The organism is Sphingomonas sp. OK281 (assembly GCF_900115295.1).
Lineage (GTDB): Bacteria > Pseudomonadota > Alphaproteobacteria > Sphingomonadales > Sphingomonadaceae > Sphingomonas.
In genome coordinates, this window is record NZ_FOVZ01000010.1 from 1 (window position 1) to 23,035 (window position 23,035).

20 protein-coding genes and 2 pseudogenes are annotated in these 23,035 nt (G+C 62.6%); 8 read left to right on the forward strand and 14 right to left on the reverse strand.

The genetic code is table 11. The features are described from left to right. The 4 genes from BM244_RS21265 to BM244_RS21280 all read right to left on the reverse strand — a co-directional run. Window positions 1-638: glycosyltransferase family 2 protein (locus BM244_RS21265; RefSeq protein ID WP_254784735.1), on the reverse strand; the 638-nt coding region annotated here is incomplete at its 3' end. Further along, on the reverse strand, window positions 635-1,564 hold the full coding sequence (locus BM244_RS21270) for a polysaccharide pyruvyl transferase family protein (protein WP_093400924.1): 930 nt from the start codon (window positions 1,562-1,564) through the stop codon (window positions 635-637). The genes BM244_RS21265 and BM244_RS21270, both read right to left, overlap by 4 nt. After that, the gene (locus tag BM244_RS21275; protein ID WP_093400925.1) at window positions 1,564-2,637 is read right to left on the reverse strand and encodes a glycosyltransferase; all 1,074 of its coding nucleotides are present in this window, start codon (window positions 2,635-2,637) and stop codon (window positions 1,564-1,566) included. The genes BM244_RS21270 and BM244_RS21275 overlap by 1 nt, the downstream gene beginning before the upstream one ends. Then, entirely contained in the window at window positions 2,634-3,563 is a 930-nt protein-coding gene (locus tag BM244_RS21280) for a galactosyltransferase-related protein (RefSeq protein WP_093400926.1), read from the reverse strand. Before BM244_RS21280 ends, BM244_RS21275 begins: the two co-directional genes overlap by 4 nt. Before the next feature lie 802 nt (window positions 3,564-4,365). Between BM244_RS21280 and BM244_RS21285 the strand changes: the two genes are divergently transcribed. Further along, window positions 4,366-5,652 (forward strand): glycoside hydrolase family 130 protein, encoded by a 1,287-nt coding sequence (locus BM244_RS21285; protein ID WP_093400927.1) that lies wholly within the window; start codon window positions 4,366-4,368, stop codon window positions 5,650-5,652. Between the two features lie 71 nt (window positions 5,653-5,723). Here the strand turns inward: BM244_RS21285 and BM244_RS21290 are convergent, their stop codons facing one another. Both BM244_RS21290 and BM244_RS21295 read right to left on the reverse strand, forming a co-directional pair. Beyond that, complete coding sequence (locus BM244_RS21290) at window positions 5,724-6,656, reverse strand: AEC family transporter (RefSeq protein WP_093400928.1); 933 nt, start codon at window positions 6,654-6,656, stop codon at window positions 5,724-5,726. Next, window positions 6,653-8,146, reverse strand: coding sequence for an FAD/NAD(P)-binding protein (locus tag BM244_RS21295; protein ID WP_175518356.1), 1,494 nt, complete (start codon window positions 8,144-8,146; stop codon window positions 6,653-6,655). Before BM244_RS21295 ends, BM244_RS21290 begins: the two co-directional genes overlap by 4 nt. A 225-nt stretch (window positions 8,147-8,371) precedes the next feature. On the opposite strand from BM244_RS21295, the gene BM244_RS21300 reads away from it, so the two are divergent. Next, window positions 8,372-9,643, forward strand: coding sequence for a PQQ-dependent sugar dehydrogenase (locus tag BM244_RS21300; RefSeq protein WP_093400930.1), 1,272 nt, complete (start codon window positions 8,372-8,374; stop codon window positions 9,641-9,643). 11 nt (window positions 9,644-9,654) lie between these two features. Further along, window positions 9,655-10,518, forward strand: a complete 864-nt coding sequence (locus tag BM244_RS21305; RefSeq protein ID WP_175518357.1) for a hypothetical protein — start codon at window positions 9,655-9,657, stop codon at window positions 10,516-10,518. Between the two features lie 217 nt (window positions 10,519-10,735). On the opposite strand, the gene BM244_RS21310 is transcribed toward BM244_RS21305, so the two are convergent. From BM244_RS21310 to rtcR, 7 genes and pseudogenes are all read right to left on the reverse strand, one after another. Further along, window positions 10,736-11,104, reverse strand: coding sequence for a DUF1622 domain-containing protein (locus BM244_RS21310; protein ID WP_093400932.1), 369 nt, complete (start codon window positions 11,102-11,104; stop codon window positions 10,736-10,738). Then, window positions 11,101-11,625, reverse strand: coding sequence for a metallophosphoesterase family protein (locus BM244_RS21315; protein ID WP_093400983.1), 525 nt, complete (start codon window positions 11,623-11,625; stop codon window positions 11,101-11,103). Before BM244_RS21315 ends, BM244_RS21310 begins: the two co-directional genes overlap by 4 nt. 5 nt (window positions 11,626-11,630) lie before the next feature. After that, window positions 11,631-12,460 (reverse strand): annotated as a pseudogene (locus BM244_RS21320) (aldo/keto reductase). Window positions 12,461-12,733: 273 nt separating this feature from the next. Next, on the reverse strand, window positions 12,734-13,711 hold the full coding sequence (locus BM244_RS21325) for a bifunctional methionine sulfoxide reductase B/A protein (RefSeq protein WP_093400933.1): 978 nt from the start codon (window positions 13,709-13,711) through the stop codon (window positions 12,734-12,736). A gap of 342 nt (window positions 13,712-14,053) precedes the next feature. Beyond that, complete coding sequence (locus tag BM244_RS21330) at window positions 14,054-15,505, reverse strand: serine hydrolase domain-containing protein (RefSeq protein WP_093400934.1); 1,452 nt, start codon at window positions 15,503-15,505, stop codon at window positions 14,054-14,056. Window positions 15,506-15,760: 255 nt separating this feature from the next. After that, window positions 15,761-16,393 (reverse strand): tyrosine-type recombinase/integrase, encoded by a 633-nt coding sequence (locus BM244_RS21335; protein ID WP_093400984.1) that lies wholly within the window; start codon window positions 16,391-16,393, stop codon window positions 15,761-15,763. 102 nt (window positions 16,394-16,495) lie between these two features. Beyond that, window positions 16,496-18,088 (reverse strand): RNA repair transcriptional activator RtcR, encoded by a 1,593-nt coding sequence (rtcR, locus tag BM244_RS21340; RefSeq protein ID WP_093400935.1) that lies wholly within the window; start codon window positions 18,086-18,088, stop codon window positions 16,496-16,498. A 263-nt stretch (window positions 18,089-18,351) separates the two neighbouring features. On the opposite strand from rtcR, the gene BM244_RS21345 reads away from it, so the two are divergent. From BM244_RS21345 to BM244_RS23925, 4 genes and pseudogenes are all read left to right on the forward strand, one after another. Continuing rightward, window positions 18,352-19,575 carry an RtcB family protein gene (locus BM244_RS21345; protein WP_093400936.1) on the forward strand — a complete coding sequence of 408 codons (1,224 nt, stop codon included), beginning with the start codon at window positions 18,352-18,354 and terminating at the stop codon, window positions 19,573-19,575. A gap of 33 nt (window positions 19,576-19,608) precedes the next feature. After that, entirely contained in the window at window positions 19,609-20,622 is a 1,014-nt protein-coding gene (rtcA, locus tag BM244_RS21350) for an RNA 3'-terminal phosphate cyclase (protein ID WP_093400937.1), read from the forward strand. 82 nt (window positions 20,623-20,704) lie between these two features. Beyond that, window positions 20,705-21,397, forward strand: a complete 693-nt coding sequence (locus tag BM244_RS21355; RefSeq protein ID WP_093400938.1) for a phytanoyl-CoA dioxygenase family protein — start codon at window positions 20,705-20,707, stop codon at window positions 21,395-21,397. A gap of 41 nt (window positions 21,398-21,438) precedes the next feature. Next, window positions 21,439-21,483, forward strand: a pseudogene (locus tag BM244_RS23925) (hypothetical protein); the annotation flags it as partial. Between the two features lie 18 nt (window positions 21,484-21,501). Here BM244_RS23925 and BM244_RS23930 read toward each other — a convergent pair. After that, window positions 21,502-21,735, reverse strand: coding sequence for a hypothetical protein (locus BM244_RS23930; RefSeq protein WP_368086100.1), 234 nt, complete (start codon window positions 21,733-21,735; stop codon window positions 21,502-21,504). Between the two features lie 431 nt (window positions 21,736-22,166). On the opposite strand from BM244_RS23930, the gene BM244_RS21365 reads away from it, so the two are divergent. Then, a complete protein-coding gene (locus BM244_RS21365; protein ID WP_093400940.1) occupies window positions 22,167-22,970 on the forward strand; it encodes a hypothetical protein in 804 nt (267 codons plus the stop codon). Window positions 22,971-23,035: the final 65 nt, after the last annotated feature.

The following is a 23,035-nucleotide window of genomic DNA, read 5'->3' on the forward strand; positions in this document are numbered from 1 at the left end:
ACGACCATCAGCGGGTCATAGAGCACCGCAACGTCGAGGCCCGCTGCACGAAACAGGAAATCCGTATCCTCCGCGGACACGAAGGGCGCGCCGGCTCCGAACCGTTCGTCGAAGAATCCCGTCAACCGCAGGACATCAGCAGTGAACGCCAGATTTGCCCCCATGATGAACCCGCCAGGAAACCCGTGCGACGGTGCGACCATGGGAAAGTCTTCGAGCTTAATCGTGACGGGGAGATCGGCCGGGTTGCCGAGCAGGATGCGACCGCCGACGATAGCCGGCTCGCTGGCCCGTTCGAACGCGGCACGGACGGCGGCGAAATAGTCTTGATGCAGGACACAATCGTCGTCCGTCATCGCGATGATCCGCCCAGTGCAGTGCACAAGCCCGGTGTTGCGCGCGCGGGCAAGCCCGGGCTGCGGATCGTGGACGAGGTGGACCGGGAAAGTTTGCTGCGCGCGCCATTCCTCCAGTTGCTGCGGCGTGCTGTCGACCGAGCCATTGTCGACTAGGACGATTTCCACGGTAGTGTTCTCGACATACGCTGCCGCCCGCTCCACGGACTCTAGCGTTGCCGCCAGCGAGCTAGCGCGATTGCGCGTGCAGACGAGCAGGCTGACGTCGATGGTGGCAGTCACCGCGAGCCGACGCGCTGTTTGGCAAGAACCATGGCGCGTTCGATCGTCGAGGCTCTCGTCACGATCGCGTCCGGGGCGGGCCTAGCGTCGAGATATGCGGCGATCTTGCCGTAGTCGTTGTCGAGAACGACGTGCGGAATACGGAGCAGGTCGGCGAGGATGTGGCCGTGGAGCCGGTCCGTCACGACAACCCGGCCTTGTGCGAGCAACCGCAGCCCACGGTCGACGCGGGCGACGGCTTGAGCTTCGCGTGCCGTGGCGTCGACCCCGGTCGGTAGGTCGGCGTCATCCTCAAGCCAATCGACGACGGTCGCCAGATCGGCCGACGGAAGCGCATAGCCTTGCCGTTCGTCGTCGGTGCGCATCAGCATCAGTACGTCGCACTGGGCCGCGTCGCGCGACTGCTCGCCGAGCGCATACGCCGAGTCCGGGGCGAGGTGCGACGGGCAGGCCAGATGCTCGCGTGCGAAGTCGAGACTGCGGGTATCGCGAACGTACAGGACGAAGTCCGGATGGTCGGCGACGAGCGCGGCGAACCGATCGACCTCCGACGGTTCGCGAAAAAGGATCGACTGCGGTAGCTGCACGACCGGTCGATCGCGGACGCTTGCCAGGATGTCCTCGCGAAACCGCTGGTGATGTGGCCAGATGTCGCCAAGGTTTCCGCCGCCATGCAGAAACAGGATCCCGTCTGGGCAGGCGTCGCGAAACGCATCGAGATCGAAATCGTGCCAGGTCGAAACGTAACACGGATCGCGCCCCGTTATCTCCCGCAGCATGGCGAGTTCGCCGAGCCAGATCGCGCTGTCGCCGACGTTCGCATGATCCGGAAAGTCGACCAGCGCATAGCGCGAACCAGACGCGACATGCGTCCGGTATAATGCGGTAAGCAGTGCGCGTTGCTCTCCCAGATGGTCGCTGGTCATTATGCGCGCTGTCCTTGTTGGCAACCGACCACGTCACGGTAAAGGCCCTCGCACCGATCGAGCCATCGATCACGGGTGAAGGCCGTCTCGACTCGATCGCGTTGCGCGGCGCGGGGGCGTCGGATTGCTGCCGTGATCGCGTCGGCGAGTGCCGGAACATCTCCGGGCGGTGCGAAACACCCTGTCTCGCCGATGACTTCTCGCAGCGCGCCGCGGTCGAACGCCGCCACTGGCAGGCCGCACGCCATCGCCTCGACCGCGACCAAGCCGAAGGGTTCGTCCCAGCACGGCGTGAACACGAATACCGAAGCCCGGCCCATTTCCGATGCCAGCGCCGATGCGTTCAGATGCCCGCCATATCGAATGCTGCCGTTCAGCAGCGGCGCCACGTCGATGTCCCAATAGTCGCGATCCTCGATCGGTCCAAACAGCGTGAGCGGGACACCGGCCATCCGCGCCGCCTGCGCTGCGAGATGGGGTGCCTTGTCCGGCGTCATCCTTCCACACCAGACCGCGCTGCCATTGCCCTGGGCGACGAACGGCCATGCGACGAGATCGATGCCGTTGGGGAGGACCGAGGCTTCGCGTGGCGGGCCATCCGGCCACCACGCGGCAAGTTGGTGTGCCGAGGTGGCCGTCAGGCGGTGGGTCGGCGCGACACTGGCGTGTACGAACCAGCGCAGCGCGTCATAGGGCGGGACGTGCAGCGACGTGACGGTCGGGACCGCAGCGGTCCGCGCCGGCTCAAGCGGGAAGCGGTGCAGGCTGTTATTGTGCACCACGTCGAAGCCCCCGGCGGCGATCCGGTCGCAGGCAGCGACATAGCCGTCGTCGAGATGCGCGATCAGCGGCGCGAAGCCGCGGTGCTCGGCGCCTGGGAAGGTGCGTTCGTAATGCTCCGTGATCACGGCATCGATCGTGAACCGCGGATCGCTGTCCCCCGAGGCGAAGAGCACGACGTCGTGGCCGCGCGCCTGGAAACCCGCTGCCAGATGCCAGCATTGCGATTCCATCCCGCCAGCAAAGGGTTGGGCGATCGGCTGGCGGACATGGCAGAGGACCGCGATCCTCATTCGGCCGCCGCGGCTCTCTCGCTTTCGGCCAGCCGGTCTTCGAGCAGGCGAATGACGGTTGCGGTATTGGCATAGGGCTGATGGCTCTGCTGCCCGGTCAGAGCGAGATCGGCGGCGTCAGGGCGGCGCAGGATGCGGATCGGCCGACCCGGGGTGGGGTCGATCAGGCCCATCAGGCGAAAGGCCTGAAGCCAATGGCCCATCGTCCGATAGCCCCATTTGGTCTCGAACAGCTCGGCATTGCGCACGACGCTGTCCAAGTGATGCACCGGCGGCATGTGGTGCGGATGATATTGGTGATAGGCGAGACCGCCCTTGATCCAAGCGATCTGCACGCCGGCCTCGTCGAGCGCCTTGCCGAAATCGGTATCCTCGCCGCCATAGCCGACATAGCGCTCGTCGAAGCCGCCGAGATCAAGGAAAGTTGTCCTTCGCAACGCGAAGTTCAGCGACCAGAAACAGCGATAATCTGTGCAGATCTCGATACCCCGGGGCGGCGGACCGCGACGGTCCGAGTGCTTCACCGCGATCTCGGCGAACCGGTCATACTGCCAGTCGCCATCGGTCGCGCCGCCCGGCAGGTACAGGACCTCGCCCATCAGTAGCCCGTCGAACGTGTCGAGAAACCCGGCATAGTCGGCGACCAGCGTGGGCGTCGGGATACAGTCCATGTCGAGAAATACGACTACGTCGCCGGTCGCCGCGCGGGCCGCGACGTTACGTGCGGAGGCGAGCGGAAGGGCGTCGGCGACGACCTGCATCTGGCGGATGGGGAACGGCGCCTCGGGAAGGTCGTACAGGTCGTCCTGCATCACCGCGATGATCAGTTCGCTCGGCATCAGCGTCTGGCGCATCAGCCCACGGACGACATTGACGAGATGGTCTGGACGTCCCTTGCCCAGGGTGACGACAGAAACTTCGGTCATGGTGATGGCTCTGCTTAGGTTGGGAGATGCGAGGCCGCGGTGGCAGGTCGATCAGAGCGCGTGAAGCGGGTAGAATCGTTCCTCGGTGATCCGTTCGGTTCGTTCAATCTTGCCTCGGCACTGCCAAACTGGAAAACGAGTTGCGACTCATATTCCGCGGATGCAGCAATCCGCCGTGCCCGCATTTCGGGAGTAAGGTGTTCAACGACCGCGGGCGTCGTGGCCACGAGGTCTTTGCGATCGGCATAAGGCCAGTCTTCCCAGAGCAATACGGTATGATCAGCAGAGGACCACCGGATCGCCACCAGAACGACGTGAAGGTCGACATGGTTGCGCGAGGCACAGTGGCCCGAAGAAAATATCCGGCTGTTACGCCATGAGAAGCTCGGTTAGCGCTGCCGCAACATCGTCGACGATCCGTTCGTCGGGCAGACGTGCCGCAAACGACATTTTCGCTGATGTGTCGCCACGGTGCGACGCTTCCAGGAACGGCAAATGAGTCGGGCGCGCACCAATAAAATTTGTAGCAGAAAATCTGTCACGTCGAGATGATGAACGGGCGCCCGAAGTTAGGGAGCGGGAAAGGGCGCGCCAACGTCTGGCTGTGGGTCCTTGCCGTGGCGGCCATCGTCGAACTTCGGGCATCGTGGCATCTTTTAGCGAACGTCTGCTGCTGCCTACCGGGGAAGGCGATCAATCATTGCCGCCGGAGTTTTCCGGCGAGTGTGGATCGTGGCCGGTTCGGTATCGTTACCAGTCTGTGGCGAGCGTTCTCTCGCGCTAACTGAAAGGCCCGACGCCGATGAACGCTGCCGAAGTCTTTGCGACGCTCGATGTTGAACTGAAACCCGATCCGTCGCGCACCGTGATCAGGCCGTTCAGCTTCGGCTATCCTCAGGCTTTCGAGGCGGCCCACCCGCCACGCAGCCAGGTGGTCGTAGACCGCATTCTGGCGCTGGACGACACGATGCGGGCGAGCATGCTCGACTTGTTGCTGACGCCGATGCGCGAGCGTCATCGCAACGTCGAGCAGGTGCTGTTGCGGCGCTTCGACGAGATGCGACAGGATTTGGGCGATCGTGATTTCACCAACGGCGAGCGCCTCCTGATTGGCGCGTATTTCAGTCAGGAATATGCGTTCGAGTCCGCAGCGTTGTTCAATCCCAGCATCGTCTCTCTGACGGACGAAGAGCCGAGCGTGCCCGGTGCTGTCCGCTTCGTCATGTCGTTGCGCGGGATCGGCGAGGGGCATATCTCGTCGATCACGTTTCGCACCGGTGAATGGGGGCCGGGCGACCGCCTCGTGATCGATCCGCCAAGCGCCCACGGCGTGCCGCCGCGCATCGAACGCCAGGATGATGGTTGGGTCCGGCTGCTATGCGAGGACAGCCAGGACGCGTCCGAAACCGTCATCTTCCCCGTGCTGCCTAGCCAGCGCCAAGGCATCGAGGATCTTCGCCTCGTCAACTTCACCGATCATGACGGCGTTCGCAGCATCATCGGCACGTACACCGCGTTCGACGGCAAAGACGCGTGCCAGGAGATTTTGCGTGGGGTCGACCTGCGCCGTGTCGAGATGAGGCCGCTCACCGGAGCCATGACGGGCTATAAGGGTATGGCGCTCTTCCCGCGGCGGATCGGTAATCAGTTCGTGATGCTGGGGCGGCAGGACAGCGAGAACATCTGGTTGCTGCGATCGGACGATCTCTACACGTGGGAAACCGGAGCGCCGATCATGGCGCCGAAATATCCGTGGGAGTTCGTGCAACTGGGCAATTGCGGCTCGCCGATCGAGATAGACGAGGGTTGGCTCGTCTTTACGCACGGTGTCGGTATGGTGCGGGGATATTGCGTCGGCGCCTGCCTGCTCGACAAGGAGGATCCGTCAAAGGTGCTGGCACGCACCGCGTCGCCGTTGCTGTTCCCGAGCGCGGAGCAACGCGGGGGCTATGTGCCGAACGTGACCTATAGCCGCGGTGCGCTGATCCAGGACCGTCGCATCCTGCTTCCCTATGCGATCGGCGACGAGTTCTCCGCGTTCGCCGTCGGAGACGTGGATGACCTGCTGTCGGTCATGACCGCCTGTTGATTCGCCGTGTCGATGGCAGCGTTTTGCGGCGCTGCCATCGGCTGAGAGCCGGGCTGCCCAAGGAACCGAGACTAACTTGTCGGCATGACCGAGTGAAACACGCCCACGACCAGCAGAACGAAGACGAGGGATACGGCGCTAGACAGCGCGACGAGGATCGCGGCCGCCTTGCGGTTCGTGTCAAGGAGGGTCGCGAACAGGGTCACGTTGCTCGCGATCGGGAACAGCGCGACGAGCCCGACGATCACACGGTCGCGAGGGCTTAGCACGCCGACGAATGCCGCTTCGAGTGCCAGCGCCGCGCCGAGCAGTATCATCCCGGCGACCTGCCTGACCGCGAGGATGCGCGTCATCAGCTTTGGCCGCCAGTCCTCACGGCCGGTTTCGGCAAGGTTGAGGCCGATCACCGCCATGCCCAGGACCGACACCAGCGTGCCAGCGATCGAAACGATCGGCGCGGCCGCTTCGGGCATCCTCACACCGCTCCATTTCGCCAGGATCGAGCCGATGACGACATAGACGAGCGGCACCCGCAACGCCTTGGTTGCGGCGGTGCGCGTACCCTCCTTGGTACGGGCAATGAGGAAATACCCGATCGTGTTGCCGTACAGCGCGCTGCCGATATACGCGCAGATCACCGTCGATACGCCGACCTCGCCGAACAACGCCTGGCCGACGGGCACGCCGAAGAACGCAACGTTGAAGAACGAGAAGGACGCCGACAGCAGTTTGGGGTCGAAGTCGTCGCCGAGCCGCTTGGCCAACCGGTATGCGGGGATGCTCATCAGGGCCGAGACGACGAACATCAGCGGCGGGATCACCCACAGCTGTCGTGGTTCCGCGCCGAGCACCTTGTCGATGACGAGCAAGGGGATGAGGCCGAAGACGAGCACCTTTGAACACAGCTTCGCTGCCCAGGGCACGCGTGAGCCGATGGCCCAAGCCAGCAGGATCACGCCGTAGAGCGGCAGCAGCGCCGCGGCAATATTACCGAGCGCGCTCATTGCTGGCGCAGGATATCGTCGACCGCACGACCGGCGCATTCGACGTTGAACCAGACCGCGTTGGTGTCGCGCAACTCGCCGTTCAGCAATTGGCCGAGCGCGTACAACCGAGGTGCGTCGCGCGTGGCCGATATGATCCGACATGTCGCCCGGTGCGCGATGGCCCCGCCGACCGGATGCGGTTGCAGCCAGTCCTTCGCGAGCAGGTCCTTGATCAGCGTCTCATTCATCTCATCCAGCGCGGTGGCCTGGCCCGTGGCGTTGACGACGATCGGTGTGTCGAGCGTGTCGCCATTCTCGAACCGGACAGTGAAGCCCGTACCGCTCTCGTAGGCAACGGTCTCGTCGATCCGCCCGCGTACGTTGAGCAGTCCGCGCGTCATCGCATCCGCCAATCGCCGTGCGTTCGCCATCGGCGTGACGAAGCGCGCCGCGGCGAAATGCGGCGCCAGCCAGCGCCCGAATCGTTTCTGGTCGGCCGGTCGCAACAGATTCCAGATCGCCGTTGAATCATGCCGCGCGGCGGTGAGGATGCGCTGGAACGGTTCGTCTGCGGCTTCCGCTGCGGCAATGTCGTGCAGCAAGGCGGCCTCGGCGTCACCGTCGTAGCGGTCCTCCGCCTGCCAGTCGATCGCGCGTCCGGCAGCAGTCTCGGCGTCAAGACGAAAGAGGCGGAACAGGTCGACCACCGAGAAGGCGCTGCCCCGCTCGCGGATCAGCCGATGGACGTTTCCGAGTGTAAGGTGCTGACGGTCATAGCCTGTCTCGGGCGCCGGGATTTCGACGCGCGGAAGCATCCCCTCCTTCGATATCAGGTGGATGTGTCCGCGATGCCCATCGTCGAGCAGTGTCATCACTGCGTCGATCGCGCTGAGGCCGCTGCCGAGGATGACGACGGACTGATCTCGCTCGATCCCTTCGGTCATGCGGTGGGCGGGATAGGGCGAGTCGAAATAGCCGGACATACCGTTTAGATCGCCGAACCGATCCGGATCGGGCGTGCCGATCGTCAACAGGACGACGTCCGTCCCGATCGTCGACCCGTTGGCGAGCCGAACCGTCGCCGCGGCATGATCGCCCTCGATGGCGATAGCTTCTTCGCGGTGGACGTGGACATCGATCCCGGTGGTCCGTGCCTGAACAAGCGCACGGTCGAGAACCTCTTGCATGTAGACGCGGTATTCGCGGCGCTGCGGGTATTCGACGCAATCGGGATCGATCGGGGAGCCGGATGCCGCGCGCCGCGCTTCCAGCCAGGTTCGGAAATCGCCCGGCTCGCGGTCGTAGAGCCCCATGAGGCGGGATTCCGTGTTCAGGAGATGCCCGGGTTGCTCCGTGCCGAACGCCAATCCCCGCGCAAGCTCTTCGTCACGTTCGATCAGGTGGATCATCCAACCTTCGCCCGGATCGTAGCTAAGCCGCGTTACAGCTTCGGCGAATGCGGCAACACCGCAGGCGCCCATGCCGATAATAGTGAGTGTTTTCGGCATGATATCCCGTTCGCAGAGGAACGGCGACAACGCGCGGCAGCCTTTTCGTGCCACGGTAAACGTGAAGCTTTTGTCATTTTTATGTGCTTCAAGCAGTTCCCCGGCCATGGGACGTTGCGCCGAAGGCCGGTCGCTCGGTGCCTAATTAATTCGCTTGGTCGTCCGCCTCACGGATATCCTTGACTGTCAGGGGGTTACTTTATCGATCATAATCCGGGAGACATTATGAAAACGATTCTCGCAGCCGTCAGCCTTTTAAGCCTGACAAGCGGTGCCGTCGCACAGCAAACACCGGCAGTGGTAGGCCTGAAGGCGCAAGCAGAGCCTTATGCGACTGCGTCCGTGGTCAACCATCCCAAGACGATCGGCTGGCCCGAGGGACGTAAGCCAAAGGCGCCGCAAGGTTTTGAGGTCGTCAAATTCGCGGGCGGACTAGACTATCCTCGCCAGGCGCTGCTGCTACCCAATGGCGACGTGCTTGTCGCAGAGGCTCGTACGAAGCCGAAGCTGGACGCCGAGCCGGACGTTCAGCGGGGCCAAGCCCTGTCAAAAACGACGGGCTTAAGCGCCAACCGTATCACTTTGCTACGCGACGCGAACCGGAACGGCGTTGCCGAACAGCGTTTCGTACTGATGGAGGGGCTCAACCAGCCGTTCGGCATGCAGTACGCCAACGGTCGCCTGTATGTCGCCAATACCGACGGCGTCGTCAGCGTCCCGTTCACGCCCGGCCAGACGCGCGTAACCGCAACGTCGCAGCCGCTCGTGTCGCTGCCCGCGGGTGGCTACAATAACCACTGGACGCGCAACCTGTTGCTCAGTCCGGACGGGCGAACGTTGTACGTGTCGGTTGGCTCGGCGTCCAATGTCGGTGAGCATGGCATGGGCGAGGAAACACGCAGGGCGGCAATTCTCGCGGTCGATCTTCGTACCGGACGGGAGCGTCTTTATGCATCCGGGCTTCGCAACCCGGTCGGTATGGCGTGGGCGCCGGGATCGAACGTGCTGTGGGCGGCCGTCAACGAACGCGATCAGCTCGGCGACGATATTGCGCCGGATTATCTCGTCGGTGTGCGCGATGGTGGTTTCTACGGATGGCCCTACAGCTATTACGGCAAGCAGGATCCGCGTCATGCAAACGACAAACGCGAACTGCTGGCGACGACGTTGATGCCTGATGTTGCCGTTGGTCCCCATGCCGCGGCGCTGGGCGTGGCGTTCGCACAGGGAACTCCGGCCGCGCAACAGATTGCGTATGTCGCGAGGCATGGCTCGTGGAACAGGTCTGCGTTCATCGGGTATGACGTGCTCGCGGTACCATTTGCAAACGGAAGGCCGACGGCCGCGCCGCAGCCGTTTCTGACCGGGTTCGTTGCAGACGAGAAGACTAATGAAGTCTATGGTCGACCGGTGAGCGTGCAGACGCGCGACGACGGCGCGATCTTCGTTGTCGACGATGCCGGGGATACGGTGTGGATGGTGCGACGCACCTCGTGACCATACCAGCCTTGGCGTTTGTCGCAGCGACGTTCGCGTGCATCGCTGCCTCACTTGCGTCGGCGCAGACCGTGCCGTTCATCAACACCGAGGATGCGACGTTATCTGAGGTCGATGTCGGCGGTGGTAGCGTTCATCCGATCGTCTCGTTCGACGTCCGCAACGGCGATTACGCACGAGGTGCGTATGACGACGATGACGCCGGTCTCGACCGAGTTCCGGTCCATGTCTCAGTTGGTGGCGCTGCAATGCTGAAGCGCAGTGCGGACGGGCAGGGAACGCTGTTCTTGGTAGGGCAAAGCTCAAACGGCTTTCACGCGCCCCGCCCCGATGAAAGATCCCGACCGCGCGGTTGGTACGAAAGCAACACGATCGTCGGTCTGGCATGGCGACCGGTCGATGGGCTGTCGGCCGCCGCAGCCTATGCCATCAAGGCAAGTCCCAACGGCGTGGCGAGCACGACCCATGAAGCCAGCCTGACGTTCCTGTACACCGGCAAAGATGTAGTGGGATTCCTTGCGCCCCGCTTTGCCGCGACGACGCGGACGAAGGGGCAGGGGGGCTTCTACACGATCGTCGGTATAGCCCCCGCATTTCCGCTCACGCGCGCGGAGGACGGCCCGACGCTCACGGTACCGGTTTCGGTCGGTGCCGGTTGGCGCAGCTTCTATGCAGCGGATAGCGGAGACAGGGTTTATGGCAGCGGCGGGGTGAGCGTTGCCCAGCCGTTCACGATCGCTGGCGCGAAGGCGTCGTTGCAGGGCGAAATCCTTGCTCTCTTTCGTGACCGTCAGCTTAGACGGCTCGACGCTCCCGGCGGCACGACTGCGTCTATCGTGCCGTTGGCAACGATATCGATTGCAATGGCTTGGTAACGTAAAGCCTTGGCGAGAGGGGCAGGCTTTGTGGCAAGTTTGCGAAATGCTCGAAGAAAACGGTGGAGCAGCTGTACGTCTGCAGAGGTATTTTGCGTAACTGCGCACACATTAACGAACGTCCACAAGTGGGGGATGTGCAAAGTCGGCTAAGTGTCCGCAACTGGGCCGCCAGTACTAATTTGAGGAATATCAGCCCGCGTCAGCGTTCCAGACATTAAGTTTCCTCGTTCGATCGTCTCTTCTGCCAAGGCCAACGCCCGTCGATCTCGACTTCAAGGGAAAAGCTCAGGAAAGTCCTGATGAGGACGATGCCGGCGAGCACCAGAAGGCTCTCGATCGTTGGCTCGACCGCCACCGTGTTGATGATGTCAGCGGCCACCAGGAATTCCAGGCCAAGTAGGATCGACCGGCCGAGACCCGACCGGAAGTCGGCAACCAGCGTAGTCCGGTCTGCCGTGCCTTTAACCATCCCGATTAGGAAGGATCCCAGCGTTCCGAACGCCCCCACGACGATGATGGCCGTGCCTACGACCTCGACGGCGCTCGTCGCCATATGAATCCAGTAGGCTTCGTTCACGATCATGCGGCCTCATGGCTCGGGGGGAGCAAAGGGGCAAACTTGCTTACGAGTAGTTCGGCCAGTCGGACTGGTCGGAAGTCCCTGGCATCGACGCCCACGTCATACTGGCGGAGCATGGGTTTCAGCTTGCCGTGACTGTGGCCGTGCAGGTTGATCGTGCGGCGATTCTGGCCATTCCAGCTCCTGAACGGATAATGGCAGAGGATCAGTAAATGTTCGCCCTCCGTCAGTTCGGCATAATCGCCGACGCTGGCCCAACCTTCCGCCTCGCCGGTCGCAATGGGATCGTTGTTGCCACGGATCAGGTGCTTGGTGCCGTTGAGGCGAGAGAGCAATGCCGCCACGTCGCTCGGTCGCCGTGCTACGTCTCCTAGATGCCACACGACGTCTTCGGAGCCGATGACCGCGTTCCAACTCGTGACGAGCGCCTCGTCCATCTCGCCGACCGTTGCGAAAGGGCGGCGATGAATGTTGAGCGTCCGGTGATCGCCGAAATGGGTGTCGGCGGTGAAGAACAGGGCCATGTCGGTCACAGCATCTCGAGTGGGCGGCGGCTCCGCGGGGCGGGGAAGGCGGCGTCGAGCGCGGCGGTGTCGTCGTCGGACAGTATAAGGTCGACAGCAGCACGGTTTTCGCGGACGTGTGCGACGCTGCCCGCCTTGGGTATGGCAATCACGTTGCCCCGCCGTAGCGTCCAGGCGAGAGCGACCTGTGCGGGCGTAGCGCCGACCGTCTCAGCGATCCTACGAAGGGTCTGGTCGCCGAGAAGGCGGCCCTGTTCCACCGGGCTATACGCCATGGCCGGAATGCCGCGAGTTTCCAGCCACGGCAGCAGATCATGCTCGGGCCCGCGGCGGGAAAGATTATAGAGGATCTGGTTGGTCGCGCAGCCGTCACCGCCAGCCGCGAGCAGTTCCTCCATGTCGCTCGTATCGAGATTGCTGACGCCCCATTGCGGATCTTGCCGGCCGTTCGCAGCGCCTCCATCGCCTCGACCGTTTCGCCGAGCGGCACCGATCCGCGCCAGTGAAGCAGGTAGAGATCGAGCCTGTCGGTGCCGAGCCGCTTCAAGCTTGCCTCGCAGGCGGCATGCAGGCGAGCATGGGACGCGTTTTGGGGATAGGCCTTGCTGACGAGGAAGAGCTTGTCGCGAACGTCCCTCAACGCTTCGCCGACCAGCTCCTCCGCAGCGCCGTCACCATACATCTCTGCCGTGTCGATCAACGTCATGCCGAGATCGACGCCCAGACACAGCGCAGCGATCTCGTCCGACCGGCGATCGGATCGCTCCCCCATCATCCAAGTGCCTTGACCCAGTGAAGGTATTTGTTCGCCGCCCGGTAACGATACTGTTCGCATGCTTTGCCTCGGCTAACCCGTGAGACCCAACAAACGAACGAAGGTAAGGTCAGGTGCATGCTGGTCGGCTGATAAGGAGGTCGCTCGAACGATGAACAGGGGGCGACCCAAAGCCGGGCGGAACGACAGGCTGCCTTATCTAGTCACACAGTCGCGGATCATCGGCGATTGACGATGAACACGCGTCTGAAGTCGGAAAGCGGGGATCCGGGTACGAGTGGCCATGTATGGATTGCTAACGCCGGGTTGAGGCTCGCTCCGGTCGGCCTACAGTCAGGCCGAGGTGGTCTCGCTCCCCGCAGCAGGCGTACGCCGTGACAGTTTCCACTTTGGCCGGACGAAGTGACACGTGTATCCCTTGGGTCTGCGCTCGAGATAGTCCTGATGTTCCGGCTCGGCTTCCCAGAAGTCGCCTGCTGGGGACAGCTCGGTCACGACCTTGCCCGGCCAGAGCCCCGAGGCTTCGACGTCCGCGATAGTATCCTCAGCGACGGACTTCTGGACGTCGTCGGAGTAGAAGATCGCCGAGCGGTAGCTCGCGCCGCGGTCGTTGCCCTGCCGGTTCACCGTCGTCGGGTCGTGGATCTGAAAGAAGAATTCGAGCAGCGCGCGGAAGTCCGTGCGGGCGGGGTCGAAGACAATCTCGATCGCCTCCGCGTGGTTGCCGTGGTTGCGGTACGTTGGGTTCGGCAACTCGCCGCCCGAATAGCCAACGCGCGTCGAGACGACGCCCGGCAGCTTGCGGATCAGGTCCTGCATGCCCCAGAAGCAGCCGCCGGCCAGGACTGCACGCTGTATAGTCGCGGGTGGCTCCTCAACCTGCTCGAGATAGCCGCCATAGCCCTGAGCGGCCATGTCGGGACGTGCCACGAAGCGAAGCGCGGCCGAGTTGATGCAGTAGCGCAAGCCACCGCGGTCTCGCGGACCATCCTTGAAGACGTGGCCGAGATGGCTGTCGCCCCGCGCGGAGCGCACTTCCGTGCGCGGTAAGAGCATCGACCAGTCGCGCTTGGTGTTTACGCTGTCGGCATCGATGGGCTTGGTAAAGCTCGGCCATCCGCAGCCGGACTCATACTTATCGGTGCTGGCGAACAGCGGCTCGCCCGAAACGATGTCGACATAGATGCCCGCCTGCTTGTTCTTCAGCAGCGGGCCCGTGCCGGGACGCTCGGTTCCATTCTGTTGAGTGACGCGGAACTGCTCGGGTGTGAGGGCGGCGACGGCCTCGTCGGTCTTGGCATAGCTGGTCATGATCGACCGGATGTGGTGCGCCGTCCCTGTAGTGTCGAGGTGCCGGACGGCCGCAGCCTCGCGTCGACGCTAAGCAAGAAGTTGCAGGAGCTCGCGCTCAGCCGATCGCCCAATCTTAACACCATGCTCGTTCTTCGGGATGTTCGGCCGATACCTTCCGATCCTGAAACATGAACAACTAGCCGGTTTCAGCGAGGTGAAAGGATGCCCTAAGCATCGCCTTTTGCGTCGTGGGGGCAATAGGGCAGGGCGGCCCCCTTTGACCAAACCCGATGATGCCCGAAGCAGGATCCGTGTCGAGAAGGAATCTAGTTCAACGTTCCCGATAGGGAAGGTCAGAATTCAGGGTTTGGCATCCGTTTCTCGCGCGAACGGCCAGTCGAAAGATCCCATAACGAGCCGCCCAGTGGCCTTAGGCTCACCGCCATTCATACGCAGCACCAAGTCGGTTGAAAGGACGAAGTAGCTGTCCGGTGCCGAGGCATAGAGAGGTTCACTGACACCCTCCTTGAGTGAGATAGCCAAGCCCGTTCCGTTCGCGGTGATCGAAAAGGAGCCTAGATCGGAGACGGTGTAGGTTCCGATCAGACGAGCGCGGATGTCGGCCGGGATCGGCACGCTCGCGCGCTCGATGCTGTGGTAGCTCGGCCAGCCGTAGGCGGCGGCCACGCTGCGGGTAATTTCCGATCCAATCTCGCCTCCCCGGGCACCGTTAGTCATGACCGCCACCCCGTCGCCCGACCCCGTATAGGCGACCACGAAGTTCTCATATCCCTCGTTGCTGCCGCCATGCGCGAAGGCGCGATCGGAAGGGGTCGGGTGGACTTCAAGGCCGAGGCCCCACTCCCCCTTGCCGGGCGTCAGCATTGCTATTGCTAGCGATTGATCGAGAATGCTGCCCTTCTCACCGCGCGCACTGTCTCGCACGGCGATAGTGAAACGCAGCAAATCACTTGGCGTGCTCCACAGACCAGCGGCGGCCAATTCCGGATAAGTGTGTGGGCCGCGGGGTACGGGCTTGCCCGACCCGTCATGCGGCCATGCGGCGGTCGCCAGTGAAGCGGCGTCGAGCGGCTGGGCGAAGCTGCTCCGAGTCATGCCGGCGGCCTGAAGCACCTCGTCTTGGAGAACCTCGGCGAATGGTCTGCCCGTCACATCGCCGATCAGTTTTTGAATAACCGTGTAGCCACCGCCGGAGTAGCGCCACATCGTCCCGGGTTTTGTATCCACGATAACCGGTTTTGTGTTTGCGGGGGCATGGCCGGCAAGCACGTCGTCGACGCTCGGCACCGGGACCCCGGCAGCGTAGCCGGGGAAGCCATGCACCGTGGTTCCCGCCGTATGCGACAGCAATTCGCGCAGCGTGACCTGTTCACCGGGCCGCGTCGGCAGCTTCCATCCCTTGAGGTGCGCGTTCACATCTTCGTCCAGCGTCAAGCGGTGTTGCTGGACGAGGCGCAACGCAGCGAGCGCCGTGATCGGTTTGCTGATCGAGCCAGCCTGGAACAGCGTAGATGGCGTTACGGCTGAGCCACCTGCTCGCGTGATCCCGTATCCCTTAGACCATTCGACGGCGCCGCCATGCAGAACGGCAACGCTGACCCCAGGCACATTCAGACGTCGCATCTCCGCTTCGATCGTGCGGCGCGGTGCCGGTGCACCCGCCAGCACAACAGCCGACGTCAGCCCTTGCTCGACGACAGCGATTTTAGATGGCGTGGGAGCAGCCTCTTTGGCTGCTACGGGAATGGGCAGCAGGGCCATCATGTATGCCACTCGAACAAACTTGCTCATAGCCTCACCACCAAGTGTACTACATTGGCAATACACATGATGCTGTCCCGTAGCAATCGTCCGTCGAGTGTTTTGGTTTCTTTCGAATGGTTTCCTGCGCAGAGATTCATTCTGCCATACTCTTTGAGAAGGCTGGCATGGCAGTAGGCAGGGCCGACGCTTAGTACCTCCTACGCAGCCAACATGAATGAATGGCAGAAGGTCGTGGGCCGACAAGAGGCCGCGAATGACCGGGTTTGGGTCATTGAATCACGCCTAAACCTCGGTGCGTTCCGCAAGCTCCAAGGCGTCTTCGACGTCGACACCGAGATATCGAACGGTGCTCTCGATCTTCGCATGACCAAGCAGGATTTGGACGGCTCGCAGATTGCCCGTTGCCTTGTAAATGATCGAGGCTTTGGTGCGCCGGAGCGAATGCGTTCCGTATTCCTGAGGTTGAAGGCCGATGCCAGCGACCCATTCGTGGACCAACCGAGCATACTGCCGCGTGCTCATATGGCCGGTATAATCGTTACAGCTTGGAAAGACGTAGTCGTTGATTGATCCACCGCGGCGTTCCAGCCATGCACGCATCGTCTTCCTGGCAGCTTCCATCAGTTCAAACTGAACAGGTCGCTTAGTTTTTTGCTGAACGATGATCGCTCGATCCCGGATGCGCCCGCCAGATACTATGTCACCAATTCGAACCTTGACCACGTCGCAGCCACGCAACTTGCTATCGATCGCGAAGTCGAAGAGCGCGCGGTCACGCAACCGCTTATGTTGATCTAACCAGAAGCGAATGGCCCACACCTGTTGCTGCTTGAGCGCGCGTTTGGCGCCTAACAGGCGGCCCTCGTTCCAAGGCCGGCGTTCTTGGAAGGCAGGGTCAATTGAAGAGTGGCCCATGCTCACCTCCATTGAGTTGGCCGATTTACCGTGGGGATTACCAGAACAAAGTTGATCATTCGTTAGCGGCAAAGCACTTGTCGTGATTCGAAAGTGGTTGCCCTAAAGGCTTTCGTGCAAATCTTGCCATGTCAGATCGAACCTCTGAAGGTATTTCCTTAGCCTGTCGGCATCGTTGGAGGAGGTCCGCTTTGCCAGCGACGCGGCGAATAGCATCCGTCCTGCTTCCGACAGCGAGCGGCTGCGGCGGCAGGTATTGACGACATGAGCCAACTGCACACGATCGAAGGGATCAAGTTCGGCCATTCGCCCCGTCGGCACGATGCTCCCAAGCCCGTCGTCAACAGCGATATGGATCGACCATAGCCGTTTCAACCGGACGACTTCCGCCTCCACGCACGAGGCGTCTATCCGCCCGCTGGGGCTGAACGTCGCCATCCGGGTCACGCTGGACGCGAGATCGCGGAAGTTGCCGGTCCAGCGCGCGTCTGGGTGGATTGCGAACGCGAGGTAACGATCGCGCGCCTCCTTGTTGAAAGTAACCCGCGTTCCTTCGCGTTCGGCGAAACGGTCCAGTTCGTAGTCGAGGTTGGGCGCGATGTCTTCGCGCCGGTCGGCGAGGCCGGGTAGCGCGAACGTCCACAGGTTCAGCCGCGCGTACAGGTCGTCGCGAAAGCGTCCTTCGGCGACGGCTTGGCCCAGATCGCGGTTGGTGCCGGCGAGCAGTTGGAAATCGGATGCGGCCTCGCTGTCTGCTCCGACTGGCAGGAAGCGCTTGTCCTCGATCGCGCGCAGGATCATCGCCTGCTCGTCGAGACCTAATTCACCGATCTCGTCGAGGAACAGCATGCCCTTGTCGGCGGTACGCAGTAGCCCGGCGCGATCGGCTGCTGCCCCGGTAAAGGACCCTTTCTTGTGGCCGAACAATGCCGACATCGCGCTGTCGCCTTTCAGCGTGGCGCAGTTCACTTCGACGAACGCGCCCTTCACCTGATGCTTCAGTCGTTTGAGGTCGTAAATACGCCGTCCCAGTTGGCTTTTGCCCGCGCCGGTCGGACCCATTAGCAGCACTGGCGCGCGCGAGCGGGTCGCCACCTGCTCGATCTCGTCGATCATCGCGTTGAAGGTGGGGTTTCGCGTCTCGATCCCCGACTTCAGGAACGATGTGCTTTCCGCGCTCGCGACGCTGAAGCGGGTGGCGATGCTGTCGTAGCGCGACAGGTCGAGGTCGATCGCGTTCCAGATACCGACGGGTTCGGCCGTGCCTCGCCGCGGCTGCGTCTGGAGCAGGCGACCCGGAAGGTAACGCGCCTCTGTCAGCAGAAACAGGCAGATCTGCGCCACGTGCGTGCCGGTGGTGATATGAACGAGATAGTCCTCCGCCTCCGGATCGAACGACGACGCACGGACGAAATCGAGGAGCTTGCCGTAAACCTCCTCAAAGTCCCAGGCATCCGCGAAGTCGATCAAATAGGGCTCAACCCGTGTTTCGGGCGACACGGACCGGATGTCCTCCGCGACGAACTCCGCCAGGCGGCGGTGCGGCGTACCATGCAGGAGCACGAAGCGATCGACCCGCAGGTCCTCGTGCATCACGAGGCTCACGGAAGGGCGCCACTTGTTCCAGCGGGACGCATCCAGCTTGCTGCCGTCCAGCGTCGACCCAAGAAATCCGATTACGACCAAAGGTTTCATGATTATCTCATAAGATAAGAACCGATCCTAGTCGATCGGATATCGACGGCTGTTCGCAGAAGGGCAAAAAGAAGACAAAAGAGAATGCTGAAATATATCAGCGGGATAGGTGGATATCTCGAAGCGGGAGCGCAGTTGGCACGGGGTCTGCTACGTGATTGGTGTCGGGTCGACTGGTATCGAACAGCCCGACGAAGCGGCCGGGGTGGCGGGAATAGGCCAGCCACCCCAATCCGCGACGTAATAGAGTCCCGGAGGCGACCATGACCACCAACTATGACTTACAAACCGTTGAGGGCGGCGTACCGATCAAGATGTGGACGCGCGGCGTGCCGGTCGACGACAAGGCGCGAGCTCAGCTGGCCAGCGCCGCGCGGATGCCGTTCGTCTTCAAGCACGTTGCAGTAATGCCGGACGTGCATGTCGGTATCGGCGCCACCATCGGCTCGGTCATTGCGACCAAGGGCGCGGTGATCCCCGCAGCGGTTGGCGTCGATATCGGCTGCGGCATGATGGCGGCGCGGACATCGCTGACCGCCAGCGACCTGCCCGACAATCTGGAGGGGGTCCGCGCCGCGATCGAACGCGCGGTGCCGGTCGGCCGCGACGTCAAGATGGGCAAGCGTGATCCGGGATCGTGGGGGGATCCGCCTGCCGCGATCGTCGAGGCGTGGGCGACGCTTGCCGGGCGTTTCGGGCAGATCGTCGCCAAGTATCCGAAGCTGGGCAAGGCCAACAATTTGGTCCACCTTGGTACGCTCGGCACCGGCAACCACTTCATCGAAGTCTGCCTGGATACCGAACAGCGGGTTTGGGTGATGCTTCACTCGGGCTCGCGCGGCGTTGGCAATGCGATCGGCACGTTCTTCATCGAGCTGGCGAAGCAGGACATGCGCAAGTGGTTCCTGAACCTGCCTGACGAGGATCTGGCCTACTTTCCCGAGGGCACCGACCATTTCGACGATTATGTCGAGGCGGTCGGCTGGGCGCAGGACTATGCAGCGCTCAATCGGCGGATGATGATGACGAATGTGATCCGGGCGATGCGCGGCGTCATCGCCAAACCGTTCGATGCGGAGCTGGAAGCGATCAACTGCCATCACAACTATGTCGGGCGGGAGAACCATTTCGGCCAGAACGTGCTCGTGACCCGCAAGGGTGCGGTGCGCGCTGCGACCGGCGTCATGGGGATCATCCCCGGCTCGATGGGCGCCAAGTCGTTCATCGTTCGCGGGCTTGGCAACAAGGAGTCGTTCGACAGCTGCTCGCATGGCGCCGGGCGAGTGATGAGCCGAACCCAGGCCAAACGCGAGGTGACGGTGGCGGAGCACGTCGCCGCGACCGAGGGCGTCGCATGCCGCAAGGATGAGGGCGTGATCGACGAAAGCCCGCGCGCGTACAAGCCGATCGAGGCGGTGATGGCGGCGCAGGCCGATCTCGTCGAGATCGTGCATACGCTCAAGCAGGTAGTGTGCGTCAAAGGCTGACGCGCACCACCGTCCGAACTGGAAAGAACGACCATGATCGAGATCGACGGCTCCGAAGGCGAGGGCGGGGGGCAGGTGGTGCGCAACGCCTGCGCACTGTCGCTCGTCACCGGCACGCCTTTCCGGATTACTAACGTGCGCGGCGGACGAGAGAAGCCCGGGTTGATGCGCCAGCACGTCACCGCGATCGAGGCTGCCTGCACCGTCGGCAGTGCGACGTGCGACGGACTGACCGTAGGATCGTCCGAGATCATTTTTCGTCCCGGGCAAGTCGTTGCGGGGGAATATAACTTCTCCGTTGGCACTGCGGGATCGACCGGTCTGGTGTTGCAGACGGTATTGATGCCGCTCGTTTTCGCGGACCGGCCATCGCGGCTCGTGCTGGAGGGCGGTACGCACAACATGCTCGCGCCACCGTTCGACTTCATTGCAAAGAGCTTCCTGCCCATCATCGATCGGATGGGGCCGACCGTCACCGCGCGACTTGTAAGGCCTGGCTTCTATCCGCGTGGCGGCGGCCGGATCGAGGTGGACATCACCCCCGCGCCGCTCCGTGCGATCGACTGCCTGGAGCGGGGCGCTTTGGTCGATCGTTCGGCGTTGGCCATGTTCGCGGGGATCCCGCCGGCGGTCGCCGACCGCGAAATCGTCACCGCTCGCAAGCTGCTCGACTGGCCGGACGAAGCGTTCGCCGTCAGGGAACTCCCCGAGAGTCAGGGACCGGGCAATATCCTACTCCTGGAAGCGGCGTTCGAGCATGTGACCGAGGTGGTCAGCGGCTTCGGCAAGCTGGGCGTGTCGGCGGAAAGGGTGGCGCAGACCGCCGTGAGCCGCATGGCTGGCTACCTCGCGTCGGACGCGTTCGCTGGCCCATATCTAGCTGACCAGCTGCTCCTGCCATTTGCGTTGGCGGGCGGTGGCACGTTCACGACCGTGAAGCCGAGCCAGCACAGCTATACGGCTGCAGCAGTAATCGAACGCTTCCTTGATCGCCGATGCGGTTTCACTCAGCTGCCCTCTGGAGCCCACCGTCTGGACGTGAGGTAAGCGCGAACTGCTGCGCAAGCGACCCTGGTCAGCAGCTGTCGTGGTGTCGACTGCGGCAGCGGTCTCGGTTACCTGCATCGGCATGCTTGCGAGATCCGATCGACCCGCCGATTTTAACCTCGACCGGGACGGGGCAGAACTCTTCGCGCAGGCGCTGGACGAACCTGCGCTTGTTCGCCTCGAGGCTGCTTTGACCGCGCTTCCGATCGACACGCCCGGCGTGCGGATCGGGGAGGAGCCGTTGCTCAAGCCGTTGCTTGAGATTTCCGGACCAATCGGTGCCATAGCTGCGACCGCGATCGGGTCCGATGCTCGCCCGGTGCGTGCGATCCTGTTCGACAAGACGGCGGGGCGGAACTGGGCGCTCGGCTGGCATCAGGACCGCACGATCGTCGTCAGGGAGCGGATCGAAGCCCCCGGTTTCGGACCGTGGACGGTCAAGTCAGGGCTCGTCCAGGTCGAGCCGCCGTTCGAGATCCTCGAACGGATGGTGACAGTGCGCGTGCACCTAGACCAAGTGGACGCGAGTAACGCACCGTTGCGTATCGTGGCCGGCTCACACCGGCTCGGACGCTTGCCTGAGGGTGAAGTTCGGCGCGTGGCGGCGATTTCTGGTGAGCAGCTCTGCTTGGCCGAGCGCGGCGACGTGTGGCTCTATGCTACGTCGATCGTCCACGCATCGCTCCCTGCCCACCCGCCGCGGCGACGCCGGGTCCTCCAGGTCGACTATTCCGCTGACGTCGCGCCATACCCACTCGCCTGGCGCGGTTTATAGGTGCCGGATTGAGTCGCCTACGCCTCCGAACGGTCCTGTTCGTGTGTAGCCAAAACAAGCTGCGAAGCCCAACGGCCGAGCAGGTGTTTTCGTGGCGAGAAGACCTAGAGGTAGACTCTGCCGGGACGAACCATGATGCAGAAAACCCACTCACGGCTGAACTGGTCAAATGGGCCGATCTGATTTTCGTCATGGAGAAGGCGCATCGGAGCAAGCTGCAGCGACGCTTCCGAGAGGCTCTGGCAGGCACGCGCGTGATCTGCCTCGACATACCGGATGATTATGCTTTCCTGCAGCCAGAACTGGTTAGCCTTCTCGAGATCAAGGTGAGCAGGCACCTGCCCGCGCCCCTTACGGCAGCGCCGAAGAGGCGAGCTTGAGCGCGAGATCGGAACATGAATGAACGTCTGCTTCCGGGAAGGCCCTAAGCGGGTGTAAGCGTCCGACTATGGGTCTCTTGTGTCGCGCCAGAAAAGCACGGTCGAATGGAGAGCCGCCGTCCGCTTTGGGCTCTCCAACGGCATAAGTCGCCGTTTGTTCATGTTCCGCGAAAGGCAGATACGCGCCCCAATCTCCGCTGTTCGACGGGCTGAAAGCTAACTCAAAGCCGTTCGTTCGTGGTGTCGTGCGCAACGAACCTGCGATGACGAGGGACCTAGCCCTATGTCGCCGACCTGAAAAACCTACACCTTAGAAAAGCGCGTCGCTACTGGCCATACATCGCTGACGAAGGCCCTGACGCCACGCGGAGGGATAAGGGAGATCACAGATGCAAAGCGATCGCGCCAAAACCGATGTTCCCAGCGAAGTGCGGACCAACGTCCCGGTCGAGACGGCCAAAAGCGCCATATGGCGGCCGGGATCGGCCGTGGTGGCGTTTCTCTCAACGGTCGGGACGGCCACACTGATCAGCCTGCTCCTCGGACTCTTCTACTATTACACCCATCATTACCGCGAGGCATATCTTGGCCGCCTCGGCTTGGATCCCGAGGCTTTACCAATCACGACGCAGGAGGCGATCGTCGAGGGGTTCGACGGTATCGTGACAACGATCCTCTGGAAACTCGCGTTGGTGACCCTCTTCATCCCGGTCTACCTCGCCATCGTCTGGATTGGCGGCGTCCTTTTGGAGGGGTTCGCCACCAGGTTCGGCATCACTTCCGGAAGGCGAACGCCTCACCCGCTGCTGATTGCACTAGGCCGTAGCGCGGGTTTTAGGGCGTCGGTCATAGTGTCTGCCATTGCGATCGGGGTGACCATCTTCAGCAGTCTTGTCGTCATCCTGATCGGAATCCCGGCCCAGGACGCTGGCGTCGCAGCAGCAAATGATCTGCTGAGTCGGGTTCAATCGACCACCCCAGAATGTGCACGTTATGAGATGAAGGGCGGGAGCGGGATCGTTGGCTGGCCGGTCGGCAGTACACCCGACCGTCAATTCGTTTTGGGCAATGATCATGCCGCGCACGTAGTCAATTTCGACGATCTACAGCGATTGAAGGAAACGGGCGTCACGTGTCGGACGCCTTCGGCCGGCACCCCTTCGAGACACCCCGAGCGGGATCGCTCGAAGTAAGGCAGGCTCGCCTAGGCGAATGTCCGATCAAACCCAATGTTGATCCCGATCAAGCAGCCTAGCAG